At 63.2% G+C, this 15,974-nt stretch carries 14 protein-coding genes; 1 reads left to right on the plus strand and 13 read right to left on the minus strand.

The annotated features are described in order from the left end of the window. Nucleotides 1-7: 7 nt before the first annotated feature. From trpE to ACZ5BO_RS31760, 10 genes are all read right to left on the minus strand, one after another. A complete protein-coding gene (trpE, locus tag ACZ5BO_RS31715; protein WP_025132419.1) occupies nt 8-1,495 on the minus strand; it encodes an anthranilate synthase component I in 1,488 nt (495 codons plus the stop codon). A 71-nt stretch (nt 1,496-1,566) separates the two neighbouring features. Beyond that, the gene (locus tag ACZ5BO_RS31720; protein WP_025132418.1) at nt 1,567-2,385 is read right to left on the minus strand and encodes a phosphoglycolate phosphatase; all 819 of its coding nucleotides are present in this window, start codon (nt 2,383-2,385) and stop codon (nt 1,567-1,569) included. Then, a complete protein-coding gene (gene rpe, locus ACZ5BO_RS31725) occupies nt 2,382-3,056 on the minus strand; it encodes a ribulose-phosphate 3-epimerase (RefSeq protein WP_464697415.1) in 675 nt (224 codons plus the stop codon). The genes ACZ5BO_RS31720 and rpe overlap by 4 nt, the downstream gene beginning before the upstream one ends. An 80-nt stretch (nt 3,057-3,136) precedes the next feature. Beyond that, nucleotides 3,137-4,285 (minus strand): iron-containing alcohol dehydrogenase, encoded by a 1,149-nt coding sequence (locus ACZ5BO_RS31730; protein WP_025132416.1) that lies wholly within the window; start codon nt 4,283-4,285, stop codon nt 3,137-3,139. A gap of 155 nt (nt 4,286-4,440) precedes the next feature. After that, nucleotides 4,441-5,265, minus strand: coding sequence for an ABC transporter permease (locus ACZ5BO_RS31735; RefSeq protein WP_025132415.1), 825 nt, complete (start codon nt 5,263-5,265; stop codon nt 4,441-4,443). A gap of 13 nt (nt 5,266-5,278) precedes the next feature. After that, entirely contained in the window at nt 5,279-6,526 is a 1,248-nt protein-coding gene (locus tag ACZ5BO_RS31740) for an ABC transporter permease (RefSeq protein ID WP_464697416.1), read from the minus strand. 143 nt (nt 6,527-6,669) lie between these two features. Then, entirely contained in the window at nt 6,670-7,731 is a 1,062-nt protein-coding gene (locus ACZ5BO_RS31745; RefSeq protein WP_025132413.1) for an ABC transporter substrate-binding protein, read from the minus strand. A 43-nt stretch (nt 7,732-7,774) separates the two neighbouring features. Beyond that, nucleotides 7,775-8,899 (minus strand): ABC transporter ATP-binding protein, encoded by a 1,125-nt coding sequence (locus ACZ5BO_RS31750; RefSeq protein ID WP_025132412.1) that lies wholly within the window; start codon nt 8,897-8,899, stop codon nt 7,775-7,777. Between the two features lie 372 nt (nt 8,900-9,271). Continuing rightward, complete coding sequence (locus ACZ5BO_RS31755) at nt 9,272-9,901, minus strand: response regulator (RefSeq protein WP_025132411.1); 630 nt, start codon at nt 9,899-9,901, stop codon at nt 9,272-9,274. Between the two features lie 13 nt (nt 9,902-9,914). Then, nucleotides 9,915-12,314, minus strand: a complete 2,400-nt coding sequence (locus ACZ5BO_RS31760; RefSeq protein ID WP_025132410.1) for a PAS domain-containing sensor histidine kinase — start codon at nt 12,312-12,314, stop codon at nt 9,915-9,917. 74 nt (nt 12,315-12,388) lie between these two features. On the opposite strand from ACZ5BO_RS31760, the gene ACZ5BO_RS31765 reads away from it, so the two are divergent. Next, nucleotides 12,389-13,378, plus strand: coding sequence for an alpha/beta hydrolase family protein (locus tag ACZ5BO_RS31765; protein ID WP_464697418.1), 990 nt, complete (start codon nt 12,389-12,391; stop codon nt 13,376-13,378). A 54-nt stretch (nt 13,379-13,432) separates the two neighbouring features. Here ACZ5BO_RS31765 and ACZ5BO_RS31770 read toward each other — a convergent pair whose 3' ends face one another. The 3 genes from ACZ5BO_RS31770 to ACZ5BO_RS31780 are packed head-to-tail and all read right to left on the minus strand — an operon-like array spanning nt 13,433 to nt 15,898. Next, on the minus strand, nt 13,433-14,200 hold the full coding sequence (locus ACZ5BO_RS31770) for a TerB family tellurite resistance protein (protein ID WP_464697419.1): 768 nt from the start codon (nt 14,198-14,200) through the stop codon (nt 13,433-13,435). A gap of 1 nt (nt 14,201) precedes the next feature. Beyond that, on the minus strand, nt 14,202-14,876 hold the full coding sequence (gene murU / locus ACZ5BO_RS31775) for an N-acetylmuramate alpha-1-phosphate uridylyltransferase MurU (protein WP_025132407.1): 675 nt from the start codon (nt 14,874-14,876) through the stop codon (nt 14,202-14,204). Beyond that, a complete protein-coding gene (locus ACZ5BO_RS31780) occupies nt 14,873-15,898 on the minus strand; it encodes an aminoglycoside phosphotransferase family protein (protein ID WP_464697420.1) in 1,026 nt (341 codons plus the stop codon). The genes murU and ACZ5BO_RS31780 overlap by 4 nt, the downstream gene beginning before the upstream one ends. Nucleotides 15,899-15,974 lie beyond the last annotated feature (76 nt).

Raw genomic sequence — 15,974 nt, forward strand, 5'->3', positions numbered from 1 at the left:
AAACTCCTCAAACCTTGGATGCGGGGGATTGTTCAGCCAGTGCCACGGCACGGAACATTGCACGACGCTTGTTCAGCGTCTCCTCCCACTCCAGGACCGGCACCGAGTCGGCAACGATGCCGCCACCGGCCTGTACATGCAGCTCGCCATTCTTGATCACCGCCGTGCGAATCGCGATGGCAGTGTCCATGTTGCCATTCCAGGCAAAGTAGCCCACCGCCCCGCCGTAGACGCCACGCTTGACCGGCTCCAGCTCGTCGATGATTTCCATGGCACGGATCTTCGGCGCGCCGGACAAGGTGCCCGCAGGCAGGATCGCCCGCAATGCGTCCATCGCTGTCAGGCCGGCTTTCAATTGGCCGGTGACGTTGGACACGATGTGCATCACGTTGGAGTAACGTTCGATGACCATCTTCTCGGTGAGCTTCACCGAGCCAATCTCAGAGACACGCCCGGTATCGTTGCGCCCCAGGTCGATCAGCATCAAGTGCTCGGCGATCTCCTTGGCATCCGACAGCAGGTCCTCTTCCAGGGCCAGGTCGGCCTCTTCGGTGGCCCCCCGCGGACGGGTCCCGGCAATCGGGCGCACGGTAATAAGGTTGTCCTCGACCCGTACCAGCACTTCCGGCGAACTGCCCACTACATGGAAGTCGCCAAAGTTGAAGAAGTACATGTAGGGAGTCGGGTTGAAACAGCGCAGCGCCCGGTACAGATCGATTGGCGCGGCCTTGAAATCGATCGACATACGCTGGGACGGAACCACCTGCATGCAGTCCCCGGCCAGGATGTACTCCTTGATGGTGTCCACCGCCCGCTCGTAGTCACCCTGGGTGAAACTGGAACGGAACACGGGATCAGCCGCCGGCGGACGGCCCAGATCCAGCCCCGGACGCGGAGTGATCGGCTGGCGCAATTGCTCCAGCAGTGCCTGCAGGCGCGCCTGTCCGGTTTCGAAGGCGTTGTCCTGGGCTGGGTCGGCCAGCACGATCGCGTGCATCTTGCCCGCCAGGTTGTCGAACACCACCACCGCGTCGGACACCATCAGCAGGATATCCGGAACGCCGATCGGGTCCGGATTCGGGCAAGGGCCCAGGCGCGGCTCGACATAACGCACGCAGTCATAACCGAAGTAACCCACCAGGCCGCCATTGAAACGCGGCAGGCCGGCAATGGTCGGTACGTTGTAGCGAGCCTTGAATTCCTCGACGAAGGCCAAAGGATCGGCCACTTCATGGCTTTCGATCTCGATACCGTCGTGGGTCACGCTGACCTGATGCCCGTGCACGCGCAGGACGGTGCGGCATGGCAGGCCGATGATCGAATAGCGTCCCCATTTCTCACCGCCTTGCACCGACTCCAGCAGGTAGGAATTGGGCTGATCGGCCAGTTTCAGGTAGATCGACAGGGGGGTATCGAAGTCGGCTAGGGTTTCGAAGGCCAGCGGGATACGGTTGTAACCGGCTGCGGCCAAACGCAGGAATTCTTCGCGAATCATGGTGTGCCTCGTGGCTTGAGGGTCTAACAGTCAGGTATGCAAACGTGCCGGCAGGGCCGGCCAGACAAAAATCAGGCGCGCCAACGCCAACGGGCCAGGGCCTTGATGACTTTCATCCAGAGTTTGCGAGTGACCACCACGATGGAGTTTCCAGAAGGGGATGGAACAGCGTCGGGCAACGTTATCTCAGCGGCCGGATCTAAGCAACCGGGGATCAGCGCCCGCAGATTGTCGATGACCATGGCCGGAGATTCCTCGGCAATCGGCCGGCCATGGTTATAGCCATAGCTCAGGGCCACGCACTTGACCCCAGCTGCCTTGGCCGCCAGCACGTCACTGCGCGAGTCGCCGACGAACAACGACTGCGACGCCGGCACGCTGGCCATCTTCATCACGAAGAACAGCGCCGCCGGATCGGGTTTCTTCTGTGGCAGGGTGTCGCCACCAATGATCCAGCGGAAATACCGGCCGATCTTCATCTGATCCAGCAAGGGCGCGACGAAGCGCTCGGGCTTGTTGGTGATCAGGGCCATTTCCACGCCCTGCTTGTACAGCCACTTGAGGGTCTCGCGCACACCGGGATAGACCACGGTCAGCTCATGGCTGTCCTCGTAGGCGGCGTTGAACAGCTCCAGGGCGTGCTCGGCCTCGCCGTCGTCGACGCCTTCGGCCTCCAGGCTGTTGGCCAGGGCCCGGCGCACCAGCATCGGCGCGCCGTTGCCAACCCACTCGCGCACCGCCTCAAGCCCGGCAGGTGCACGCCCCATTTTGAGCAGCATGTGATCCACGGCGGCGGCCAAGTCGGGAACCGAGTCCACCAGGGTACCGTCCAGGTCGAACATCACCAGGCGCGGCATGCGCCCCGGGAACAGCTGCTCAAAAGCACTCATGATCGCGCCAGCGCCAGTTCGGCGCGCATATTCTCGATCACTTCCTGGTAGTTCGGTGCATTGAAGATCGCCGAGCCGGCGACGAAGGTATCAGCACCCGCCGCTGCGATTTCACGGATGTTGTTGACGTTGACGCCACCGTCGATCTCCAGGCGGATATCCCGTCCAGAAGCGTCGATCAGCGCCCGCGCCTCGCGCAGCTTGTCCAGGGTGCCAGGGATGAATTTCTGCCCGCCGAAACCCGGGTTGACGCTCATCAGCAGGACCATGTCGACCTTGTCCATCACGTACTTGAGCACGTCCAGCGGCGTGGCCGGGTTGAACACCAGGCCGGCCTTGCAGCCACCCTCACGGATCATCTGCAGGGAACGGTCGACATGCAGCGTGGCTTCCGGATGGAAAGTGATGTAGGTAGCGCCGGCCTCGATAAAGTCGCCGATGATGCGATCCACCGGGGTCACCATCAGGTGCGCGTCGATCGGCGCAGTGATCCCGTACTTGCGCAGGGCGGCACAAACCATCGGGCCAATGGTCAGGTTCGGCACATAGTGGTTGTCCATGACATCGAAGTGGACGATGTCGGCACCGGCGGCCAGGACATTGTCCACTTCCTCGCCCAGACGGGCGAAGTCGGCGGAGAGAATCGACGGAGCAATAGCGAAGGGCTGCATGACGCACCTTTTTTGAGCAGAATCACGATGGCGCGCATTGTATACCTCATGCTTTGGAGCGCACACCGTAACCACGATGTTCAGTAGGCCGCGCGATAGATCTTCTCGATATCGGCGGGACTCAGCCGGCGTGGATTGTTGCGCATCAGCCGTTCGATTCCTGCCGCTTCCTGGGCCATCGCCGGGATCGCGTCCTCGGGCACGCCAAAACTGCGCAAGCCGCTGGGAATCTCCACGGCAGCGCATAACGCGGCCATGGCCTCCACGGCCCGGTCAGCCGCCTCGCTGGCACTCAAGTGCGCCGTCTGCAGGCCCATGGCTTCGGCAATATCCTGCATGCGCTCGACGCAGGCCATCTTGTTCCAGGTCATGACATAGGGCAGCAACAAGGCATTGCTGACCCCGTGAGACACATGAAAGCGCCCGCCCAGCGGATAGGCCAGGGCATGCACCGCCCCTACCCCGGCGTTGCCGAACGCCATGCCGGCCATCAGGCTCGCGGTGGCCATGTCCTCCCGGGCTTGCAGGTTGTTTGGGTTGGCAAAGGCCTTGGGCAAGGCCTTGACGATCAGCTTGATGGCACCAATGGCCAGGGAATCGGTGATCGAAGAGGCATTGAGCGACAGATAGGACTCGATGGCATGCACCAGGGCATCGACGCCACTGGCGGCGGTCACGCTGCGCGGACAGGTCAGGGTCATCTGCGGGCTGACCAGCGCCACGTCCGGCAACAGGTAGTCACTGACAATGCCCTTTTTCAGCTGCGCGGACTTGTCCGAGAGAATCGCCACATTGGTCACCTCAGACCCGGTACCGGCGGTGGTGGGGATGGCGATCAGCGGCGGCCCCTTGCGCGGCACCTGATCAACACCGAACAGGTCCTCCAGGGCGCCATGATAGCCGGCGTAGGCGGCGACACTCTTGGCGATGTCGATGGCACTGCCGCCCCCCAGGCCGATCAGGCCATCATGGCCACCCTCGCGATAGACCTGCATGCAGTCTTCGACGATGGCAATTTCCGGATCGGGTTGTACCCGGTCGAAGATCTCGTAACTGCGCTCCCCCAGGTGCGCCAGGGCCAGCTCTACCGTACCCGAGCGGACCAGGGCGGCATCAGTGACAATCAAAGGGTTATCGACATCCAGGCGGGTCAGTTCGCCAGCCAACTGCTCGATGGCAGTGCTGCCAGTAAGTAATTTGTGGGCGATCTTGAAAGAGGAAATACTCATGTGCGCAGCCTCTTATATAGAAGGTGAGAGCTGGCACAAGAGTAGCTGGGGATTATCGGTTGTCGCCTATTCAGCAGACGAATGCACAGGCCCCCATGCCGCAGCCACGGCCGTGTTCGGCGGCAATGGCTGCAAAGGGTTCAGGGCTCGGTGACTCAGACCTGAGCGGTACGCAGCTTCTCACTGCGCCCGCGCAGCCATTCCAGGGTCAGCAGCAGGACCACCGAGAAAGCGATCAGCAGCGTGGCCGCGGCCGCAATGGTGGGGCTGAGGTTCTCGCGAATCCCGCTGAACATCTGCCGCGGCAGGGTGGCTTGCTCAGGACCTGCGAGGAACAGGGTCACCACCACCTCATCGAACGAGGTGGCGAAGGCGAACAGCGCGCCACTGATGACCCCGGGGGCGATCAGCGGCAAGGTCACCCGGCGGAACGTCGTCAGCGGCGAAGCTCCCAGGCTGGCAGCCGCGCGTACCAGGTTGTGATTGAACCCCTGCAGGGTCGCCGACACAGTGATGATCACAAAGGGCACCCCCAGCACCGCGTGCACGATGATCAGCGAGAAGAAGCTGTTGCCCATGCCCAGCGGCGCGAAGAACAGGTAGCTGGCAACGCCGATGATCACCACTGGCACCACCATGGGCGAAATCACCAGGGCCATGACCAGCGCCTTGCCGGGAAAATCGCCGCGGGTCAGGCCAATGGCCGCCAGGGTGCCGAAGACCATCGCCAGCAAGGTCGCAGCCGGAGCAACAATGATGCTGTTCTTCAGCGCGCGCATCCATTCGGCGGAGGCGAAGAAGTCCTGGTACCAGTGCAGCGAGAAGCCCTGCAGCGGGTACACCAGGAAGCTCCCCGAGTTGAACGACAGCGGGATGATCACCAGCACCGGCAATACCAGGAACAACAGGATCAGGCCGCAGAGAATCCGCAAGCTGTAGAACCAGACCCGCTCGACGGGCGACATGTAGGGGCTCAGCATTTCGATTTTCTCCTTAGCTCAGGCGCAGGCGACTGGCGCCCACCAGCCAGCTGTAAATCAGATAGAGCACGATGGTCGCCAGCAACAGCAGGCCGCCCAGGGCCGTGGCCATGCCCCAGTTGATACTGGTGTTGGTGTAGAAGGCGACGAAGTAGCTGACCATCTGGTCGTTCGGGCTGCCCAGCAGCGCCGGGGTGATGTAGTAACCAATCGCCAGGATGAACACCAGCAGGCACCCGGCGCCAACGCCGGCATAGGTCTGCGGGAAGTACACCCGCCAGAAGCTGGCGAACGGATGGCAGCCCAGGGAAATCGCTGCACGCATGTAGGTCGGCGAGATGCCTTTCATCACGCTGTAGATCGGCAGGATCATGAACGGCAGCAGGATGTGCACCATGGAGATGTAGACCCCGGTACGGTTGAACACCAGCTCCAGGGGCTTGTCGATCACCCCCATGGCCAGCAGCGCGCCATTGATCAGGCCGCCGGACTGCAGGAGCACGATCCAGGCCGCTACCCGCACCAGGATCGAGGTCCAGAACGGCAGCAGCACCAGGATCATCAGCAGGTTGCTCTTGCGCGCCGGCAGGTTGGCCAGCAGGTACGCCAGGGGATAGGCCAGGGCCAGGCAGATGGCGGTGATCACCAGGCCCATCCAGAAGGTGCGGGCGAAGATGTCCAGGTAGATGGACTGGTCCGGGGTGGCCGGGGCCAGTTCACCCAGGTCGTCGATGCGATGGTCCACCGCCGCCAGCAGGTAGTACGGGGTCAGGCTGCTGGTGTTGCGGCGGATCGCCTGCCAGTAGGCCGGGTCGCCCCAGCGCTCATCCAGGCTTTCCATGGCTTCTTTATAGGATTCGGGCTCGGCCTTGAACGGCAGGGCGCGAGCGGTCTTGGTCAGCAGGCTGCGGTAGCCGGCCAACTCCATGTTCAGGCGTTTGGACAGGTCGCCCAGGGTCTGATTCTTGCGGGCATCCGCCAGGTCTTCGCTCAAGGCTTTGTAGGCCTCTTCGGCGGGCAGGCCACGCCCGTCCCAGGCACTCACCGCCGCCACGGTACGCGGCATGCCGCCGACCACTTCCGGGTTGCCGACGCTCTTGTACAACAGCGCCACGATCGGTACCAGGAACACCAGCAGCAGAAACAGCACCAGGGGCGCGATCAGCGCCTGGGCCTTCCAGCGGTTGACCCGCTCGGCACGGGCCAGCCGCTGCTTCAGGGTCGGACCGGCGACCGCGTTCAGGGGAACGGTGAGGGACATGACAAACTCCGCGAATCGATCTTTCGAATACAAACCACCGGCGGCAGGAGCAGGCGTGGCCGCGAGCCAGGCGCATCAGCCGGCACCGATGGTGCAGCTGATGACGCCTTCGCGGGCGAGCCCGCTCCTCCAACAGAAGGTGGTTACTTGGCTGCCCAGGCGTTGAAGCGCTGTTCCAGTTGCTCGCCGTTGTCAGCCCAGAAGCTGACGTCGATCTGCACCTGGTTGGCGATGTTCTCCGGGGTGGTCGGCATGTCCTTGAGAATGTCCTTGGCCAGCAGCGGCACGGCCTGGGTATTGGCTGGGCCGTAGGCAATGTTTTCCGAATAGGTCTTCTGCTGCTGCGGTTGCACCGAATAGGCGATGAATTTTTTCGCCGCTTCGGCACGGGTCTTGTCCAGGCCCTTGGGAATGGCCCAGGCGTCGAAGTCGTAGATACCGCCGTTCCATACCACTTTCAGGTTGCTTTCCTTCTGCACCGCAGCGATCCGGCCGTTGTAGGCCGAGCTCATGACCACGTCGCCGGAAGCCAGGTACTGCGGCGGCTGGGCGCCGGCTTCCCACCACTGAATGTAGGGCTTGAGTTCATCGAGTTTCTTGAAGGCGCGATCCTGGCCGTCCTTGCCGGCCAGCACCTTGTACACGTCCTTGGGCGCGACGCCATCGGCCATCAGGGCGAATTCCAGGGTGTACTTGGCGCCCTTGCGCAGGCCGCGCTTGCCCGGGAACTGCTTGGTGTCCCAGAAATCGGCCCAGCTGCCAGGTGGCGCTTTGAGTTTGTCAGCGTTGTAGGCCAGCACTGTGGACCAGACGAAGAAGCCCACGCCGCATGGCTGGATCGCGCCCTTGACGTAATCCTCGTTATTGCCGAACAGCGCCGGGTCCAGCTGCTCGAACATGTCTTCGTCACAACCGCGGGACAGCTCCGGAGACTCCACTTCTACCAGGTCCCAGGACACGCTCTTGGTGTCGACCATGGCCTTGATCTTGGCCATCTCGCCGTTGTATTCGCCGGCGATGATCTTGCCCTTGCCCGCCGCTTCCCAAGGGGCATAGAAGGCCTTGACCTGGGCCGCCTTGTTCGCCCCGCCAAAGGACACCACGGTCAGGTCCGGCCCCGCCGCCATCGCGTGCGCCGCACCCAGCATGCCCAGTGCCACAGCAAGGGTGCTGAGGGGGGCGGTGAATTTCAGGGATCTCAACATTTATTGTGTTCTCCACGTGCAGGTTGGTGTTGCAGGGGGGCGATCAATTCGCCTCTAAAAGCGGGTCGAGCGCGCGAACGTGCTCGACTTGCCAGCCAAGCGGAACCACGTCGCCCACCGCCAGCGCCGGATCGAGCTCGGCAATCGGCTGTTTCACGAAAAAGTCGCCCTTGCCACAGACCTCCAGGCGCACCCGGACGTGATCGCCCAGATAGATGAATTCCGCGACCCGGCCGGAGAAGCGATTGGCGCAACTTTCGCTGGAGCCATTGAGACTCACCCGTTCCGGACGAATGGACAGGGTCACCGGCTCGCCGATCTGGCCGACATTCACCGCCAGCGCTTCAACTTTCTCGCCACGGCCAAGCTCCACCACGCAACGCTCACCGTTGTGGCTATGCAGGCGACCGTTGAGGCGGTTGTTCTCACCGATGAAGTTGGCGACGAAGGTGTTCTTCGGTTCTTCGTAGAGGGTGCGCGGCGGAGCGATCTGCTGAATCTCGCCCTGGTGGAACACCGCCACCCGGTCGGACATGGTCAAGGCTTCGCCCTGGTCGTGGGTCACGTAGACCACGGTCACGCCCAGGCGCTGGTGCAGGTGCTTGATCTCCATCTGCATGTGTTCGCGCAGTTGCTTGTCGAGGGCGCCGAGGGGCTCGTCCATCAGCACCAGCTGTGGCTCGAACACCAGGGCCCGGGCCAGGGCCACCCGCTGCTGCTGGCCGCCGGACAGCTGGGCCGGGTAGCGCTGGGCGAAGGCGTCCAGCTGGACCATGCTCAGCACCCGCTTGACCCGTTCGCTGATGTCGGTCTTGCTGAGGCCGCGCACCGACAGCGGAAACCCCAGGTTCTCGGCCACGGTCATGTGCGGGAACAGGGCGTAGTTCTGGAACACCATGCCGATGTCGCGCTTGTGCGGAGGCACATTGTTGATGGAGCGCCCGGCCAGCTGGATTTCACCGGCAGTCGGGGTTTCGAAACCGGCCAGCATCATCAGGCTGGTGGTCTTGCCTGAACCGGACGGCCCCAGCAGGGTGAGGAACTCGCCTTTGCGAATTTCCAGGTTGAGGTCTTTGACGATCAGGTTCTCGCCGTCGTAGCTCTTCTGCACACCACGAAAGCTGACCAGAATCTCATTGCCCCCAGCGCTTGAATCGACCTCGCTCATACCCACACCTTTTGTTTTAGACGGCTGTGGAACAAGCCTAGTGGAGGCCGCAGCCCCCGAAAATCGGGGGGTAGGAGAGAATCGCCTCAGCCGTCTGGAAGGTTACGTGTAGGGATTGCCCTACAAGGATGGCGGGAACAGGCAAGAGCGGCGGCAAGCCTGGAGCTGTAAGCCGCAAGAACAGGCAAAGGTCGGGAAGTGGCGATGTCGTAAATAGATATGCAGCGGCCAACGCCCTGGCAAGAGCCACCGAAACCGGGGCGTAGCCAATGTAGCGAGGGCGCTTGCTCCCGCTGGGCCGCAAAGCGGCGCACAAACAGTCACCATCCAGCCAACAGAATGACGGCCTTCAGAGCCTACGCGCGCCCCCACTCAAAGCAGCTTGTGCTCCATGGCGTACTTCACCAGTTCGGCCAGGGAGGTGATGTTGAGCTTCTGCATCAGCCGCGCCTTGTGGGTGCTGATGGTCTTGCTGCTCAGGGCCAGTTGCTGGGCAATGTCGTTGACATTGGCCCCTTGGGCCAGGCGTTCGAACACCGAGAACTCACGTTCGGAAAGCAGCGAGTGCAAGGGCCGGGCATCAGTCAGACCGACCTCGAAGACCATGCGGTCAGCCAGGTCCGGGTCGATGTAGCGACCACCGGATGCGACCTTGCGAATCGCCGTCAGCAACAGCGCAGGGTCGCTGTCCTTGGTGGCATAGCCGGCGGCGCCGATCTTCAGCGCTCGGGCAGCCATCTGCGCCTCGTCATGCATTGACAGCACCAGGATCGCCGGAGGATTGTGCAGTGCGCGTATCCGCGGAATGGCCTCCAGGCCGTTCACCCCGGGCATCGAGATGTCCAGCAGCACCACTTCGCAGGGCACCTGGCGCAGGGTGTCCAGCAACTGCTCGCCATTGCTCGCCTCGCCAACCACCCTCAGGTCCTTGGCCAGGCCGATCAGTTGCTTGATGCCTTCGCGGACAATGGTGTGGTCTTCGGCTACCAGTACACGGATCACGCGTGCCTCCTCATTATTGTTGTTGGTCCAGGGGCACCCGGACGCTCAGGGTGGTGCCCTCGCCCGACTCACTGTGCAGCGACAGGCTGCCGCCCATGATCAGTACCCGCTCGCGCATGCCCACCAGGCCAAAGGAAGTCGGACGTGCCGCAGCGGTGTCGAACCCCAGGCCATCATCGCTGATGCTCATGCACAACTCGCCCGCTTCCAGGGTCAGGCTCAGTTCCACAGTATGCGCCTGGGCATGGCGCATGACATTGGTCAGGGCTTCCTGAAGGATACGAAACAGGCCGATGGCCTTGGCGTCGCTCAGGCGCGGCAGGTTGTCCGGCACCTGGACCAGGCAAGGAATCTGCGTACGTGCCTCGAAACGCCGGGCCTGCCATTCGATGGCCGAGGCAATGCCGGCGTCGAGGATTGGCGGGCGCAGGGCCGTGGCCACGTCCCGTACCAATTGAAACAGCTGGGCGATCAGGCGCTTCATGCTGTTCAGGCGCTCATGCAGGCCTGGGTCGAGCTGGGCATAGGCCAGCTCGCACATGGACGTTTCCAGCTTGAGTACGGTCAGCATCTGCCCCAGCTCGTCATGGACTTCCCGGGCAATGCGGGCCTTTTCCTCTTCACGCACGCTTTCCAGATGCGCCGACAACTCGCGCAACTGCTCACGAGAACTGGCCAGTTCCAGTTCGATGCGCTTGCTTTCGCTGATGTCCCAGACGATACCGTCCCAGACGAATGCACCGTCATCCAGGCGCCGGGTGATGGCCTTGATCTCGGCCCAGCGCTGCTGGCCCTGGCGGGTCAGGATGCGCCCCTGCCAGGACCAGTCGCTGTCGGTATCCAGGGCCTGGTCCTGGGTCTGGTGATAGCTGGCCTTGTCATCCGGGTGCACCAGGCTACGCAGGCCTTTGTCGCGATGGCTCAGCACCGTCGGCGAGTAGCCCACCAGGGATTCACTGCCCTCGCTGATGTAGGCAAAGTCGATCTGCCCGGTGACCGGGGCCCGCTCCAGGCGGAACACCAGCCCCGGGACGTTGGCCGCAATACCCTGTAAGCGCGCCTCGCTCTCGCGCAGCGCCGCCAGGGCCCGACGTCGTTCGGTGACATCGTTGAGATAGACCACCAAGTACTCACTGTCGCGAAACCGCAGGAAACTCAGGGACACATCCGCCGGCAGGATGCTGCCATCCGCTCGTACGCACTGGGTCTCGAAACTTTGCGCGCCCTCCTCGCTGGCCCGGGCGCGCTTCCACAGGTTGAGCCAACGGTCCATGTGCAGGTTGGGCTCGAAATCGATCAGCGGACGGTCGATCACCCCACCCGGCGGATAGCCGAGCATGTCTTCGGCGGCCCGGTTGGCATAGCGCACATGACTGTCCCAGTTGACCCAGAGAATGCCCACGGTGCTCTGATCGATGGAGAACTGAGTCAGGCGCAGCGCTTCCTCACTGGCGGCACGCAGGGCAATGTCTTCCCGCGCGGCCAGCAAGCGCAGCTCCAGGCCACGCTGCTGACGACGCGACCAAAACACCAGCGCCAGGCTGGCCAGCAACAGGATTGCCAGCAGCAGGCTGATGTTCTGCCAGACCCCGGGCGACTCGCTGAGCCGCGGGTACTTGGGTTGCAACCAGCGGTTGTGAAGCTGCTCCAGCTCCTTGGCCGGAATTGCGTGCAGGGCCCTTTCGACGATACTGGCCAGCTCCGGCCAGTCCCGGCGAGTCGCCACCCGCAACAGCTGCGGCAGACCAATATCCCCGACCACCGCCAGGCCGCTGAACTCGGCCTCAGCGGACAGCCGGCTGAGCTGCGCCTCATCCACCACGGCATAACGGGCCTGCTGGCTCAACAGCAACTGCAAGGCCTGGCGCTCCAGGGGTACGCCTTGCAGGTTCAGGTTGGGGTAGGTTACGCGCAGGTAGTCGGCCACGGCGCTGGGCATGCGCACCGCGACCCGGGCCTGACTGTCGAGTTTCTCCAGCTCCACGGCCCCCGCCCCCTTGCGCTCTCCCACCACCAATTGCGGCACTCGCATGTAGGGGTCGCTGAACAACCATAGGCGCAGGCCGGCCGGGGTCTGGGTCAGGCCCGGGGCCATGTCCACTTCTCCGTCGCGCAAGGCCCTTTCCAACTGCGCCTGATCGGGAAAATTGCGCCAGCTGAGTTCGATACTCAGGGCCTTGGCCAAAGCCTGCATCAACTCGACGTTGGCTCCGGAGAGGCGCTGCAGGCGCCGGTCGTATTGAGCGAAGGGGGCTTGCAACACCAACCCCACCCGCAGCTCGGGATGCTGCTCCAGCCATTGGCGCTGCTCAAGGCTCAAGGCCGCGGTGGCGCCGTGGGGCGCCGGGGCCGCACCTCCTATCAAGGGAAGGCACAGGCAGCCGATAAGCAGAAGGCAGCGAAAACGCATCATCTGAAGTCTCACACCCTGACAAATACTGACCAACCCATTAGGCTGCCGGAATTACTTCTGGCCTGGAATATCCGATGCCCCTTGTCCACCGCTCGGCACTGCCCGCATTGTGCCTGTCGCTGATCCTGCCTTGGGTCTTTTCTGCAGAGGCCGCCGATCCGGCCGCGGAAACCAAAAGCCCTGAGGAACAACCGGCCCAGCGCCAACCCCTGCCTGAGCGCAGCCAGGAAGACGCCGCCGCACTCGAACGCCAGTTGCCCGCCCAGGAGCAACAGCAGTTGCAGGCCGGCGGCGATACCTTCCTGGCCCTGTGGAAACCGGCCAATACCAGCGAGCCCAAGGGTGTGGTGATTATCATCCCCGGGGCCGGCGAAACGGCTGACTGGCCGCAAGCCATCGCCCCTTTGCGCAACAAACTGCCGGACACCGACTGGGGCAGCCTGAGCCTGACACTTCCGGACATGCGCAGCGACGCGGCGCAGCCACGGATTGTCGAAGCCGCACCGCCTCCCGTCGACACCAGCAACACTGCCAAGGACGCCAGTGCCGAAGCCAAGCCCATCGAACAGGTTGCTGGCGGCGAAGCCGATGTTGCGGACCGAGCAGTGGCAGAAAGCACGGAAGAACAAGTCAAGGCGGACGCCGAGCGCATCTTCACCCGGATCGACGCGGCCCTGGCCTTCGCTGAACAACAGAATGCCCGCAGCATCGTGCTCCTGGGGCATGGCACTGGGGCCTACTGGGCCGCCCGCTACCTGAGCGAGAAGCAGCCCTCGCAAGTACAGAAACTGGTGATGGTGGCCGCCCAAGCGCCGCTCAACGGCAAGCCCCGGCTGGCGGACCTGACGCCGACCTTGAAGCTGGCGACCGCCGACTTTTTCTATGTCGACAAGGCCGCGACACAAAAAGCCGCCCTGGAACGACTGCAAGCCAGCAAGCGCCTGAAGCACTCGAACTTCAGCCAGATTCCTCTCAAGGCCTTGCCCGGCAACCCTGCTGCGCAGCAGGAGCAACTGTTCCGGCGAATCCGTGGCTGGCTCGCCCCGCAGAACACCGACAGCTGAAGCCTCTGGCCGCCGCCCGCCCGAAGGCGACGGCGGCCAACCCGGCCCCAGCCCTCAGCGAAAGTCCCGACGCTGGCGTATCAGTGCATAGGCACTGTGCAGTTCTCGGGTCTTCTCCGTGGCCTCACGCACCTGGGCCGCACTGGCACCGGTACCTGCGACCTTGTCAGGGTGATGACGACTGAGCAGCCGCCGATAGGCCCGCTTGATCTGCGCCGGCTCACTGGTGGCCGCCACCCCTAGCAGACGTAGCGCCTCCTGATAGGTAATGGGCCCCTCGGCCAGGCTCTTTCTGGCCGGGCCGTACTCCTGGGCCAACGCCTGGATCTGCTCCACCGTCCAGCCCAGCCACTTGCCCCAGAGCTGGATCAACTCGCGCTCGGCCGGCCCGACCCGGCCATCGGCCCAGACCATCCGCCAACAGGCGCGCAGCACGCCTTCGGCCGCGTGCGGCTGGGCAGCCAGGCGACGCAGATAGCCCCGCAAACGGTCATTACCGGACTTGCCCCGATTGAAAGCGGCAATCGCCCGGCGCTGCGCCGCATCGCTCATCTCCAGCGAACGCATTTCCTGGCGCGCTTGCTGGATATGACCATCCACCACCCGGCCATCGCTTTTCGCCAATCGCCCCAACAGGACGAACAGCAGTTCATCGTTGCGCAACGCCGGGCGCCCGCCCAGGCGCTCCCGCAAATGTGCCCAGCTGTGCAGTTGCAGGCGCCGGTCCAGCGCCTGTCCCAACAATGCACCGAGCATGGCCCCCGGAATGCTGGCAATGGCAAAGCCCGCTCCGGCTCCGATCAGAGTCCCTGGCCACCACATATCAGCGACTCGCTTGCAGCAAGTGTTCTACCTGCGCCAGGCGCTCGACAGTACCGACGTCGACCCACTGCCCCTGCATATGTTCGCCCGTGACCTGGCCCTTAGCCATTGCTTCGCGCAACAGCGGAGCCAGCTTGAACGGGCCTGCGGCACAGTGCTGGAACAAGCGAGGATGCAGCACTGAAATGCCGCTGTAGGTCAGTGCCGGTGTCCCCGGACGGCGGTCGTGCAGCACCCCCTGCTCCAGGTGGAAGTCACCGCCGCAAGGGTGGTGCGGCGGGTTATCCACCATTACCAGGTGAGCCAGCCCGGCCAAGGGACGGCGCAGGGAGGCGAAGTCGTAATCGGTCCAGATATCGCCATTGACCACCAGGAACGGCGCATCGCCGAGCAACGGCAACGCCTGGAAAATGCCGCCACCGGTTTCCAGTGGCTCGCTTTCCGCAGAGTATTGAATGTTCAAGCCCCAACGCTGACCGTCACCCAGGGCGTCCTCGATCTGCTGGCCAAGCCAGGCATGGTTGATGACGATGTCACGAAAGCCCGCAGCCGCCAGGGCCCGCAGGTGGTACTCGATCAAGGGCACACCGGCTACCGGCAACAACGGCTTGGGGGTGGTCAGGGTCAGGGGACGCATGCGCTCCCCCTTGCCTGCCGCCAGAATCATTGCCTTCATGCATCGGCTCCCACTGGCTGGCGCAGGCTGAGCAGCAACTGTGAAAGCTCCACCAGCTCGGGACGCCGGGCCAGAACGGCTTCTATATAGGCGAAGAAGCGCGGGACATCGGCCAGGTAGCGCGGCTTGCCATCACGATGGCAGATCCGCGAGAAGATGCCGATTACCTTGAGGTGGCGCTGCACCCCCATCAGGTCACTGGCCCGAAGGAACGCCTCGAAGTCCTCCTGGACCGGGATCCCCAGCGCCCGGGCCTGGTTCCAGTAGTCCTTCAGCCAGCCCTGCACCCGCTCCTGTGGCCAACTGAGGAAGGCATCCTTGAACAGGCAGGTCACGTCGTAGGTCACCGGGCCGTAGACGGCGTCCTGAAAGTCCAGCACCCCCGGATTCGGCTCGCTGAGCATCAAGTTGCGTGGCATATAGTCGCGGTGAACCAGGACCTTGGGCTGCGCCAGGGCGCTGTCGATCAGCAGATCGCTGACCCTTTGCCACTGCTCGCGCTGCCGCGGGCTCAGCGTGACACCCAGTTCACGCCCGATGTACCACTCGGGAAACAGCTCCAGCTCACGGCGCAGCAAGGCGACATCGTAGCTGGGCAGTGGGGCCTCCATCGGCAACTGCTGGAACGCCAGCAAGGCCTGCAAGGCATCGCTGAAAAGTGCGTCGGCATTCTGCTCGTCGATGACGTCGAGGTAGGTCTGCGTGCCTAAGTCATTGAGCAATAAAAAGCCGCGAGGCAGGTCCTGTGCATAAATTTTTGGCACGTTGATGCCGGCAGTCGCCAGCAAATGGGCGATATCCACGAAGGGTTTGCAGTTTTCCTGGGGCGGCGGAGCATCCATGACCACGAAGCTGCGGCCTGCCCCCTGCCAACGGAAATAACGGCGGAAACTCGCGTCGCTGCTGGCCGCGGTCAATGTCGCCGGGGGCACTTCACCCCAGCCTTGTGCTGCATAGACAATCGCCAACTGTTCATCGAGCCAAACTTTCAGGTGTTGCAAGCGTACATCTTGGTCAGGCATTACAAGGGTCTCCGACGGCGCTAGCCGTCAAGCGGGTCATGCTTTATTATCCAGCATCTTTTTCAGACCATCGAGA

Source organism: Pseudomonas sp. FFPRI_1, assembly GCF_055384485.1.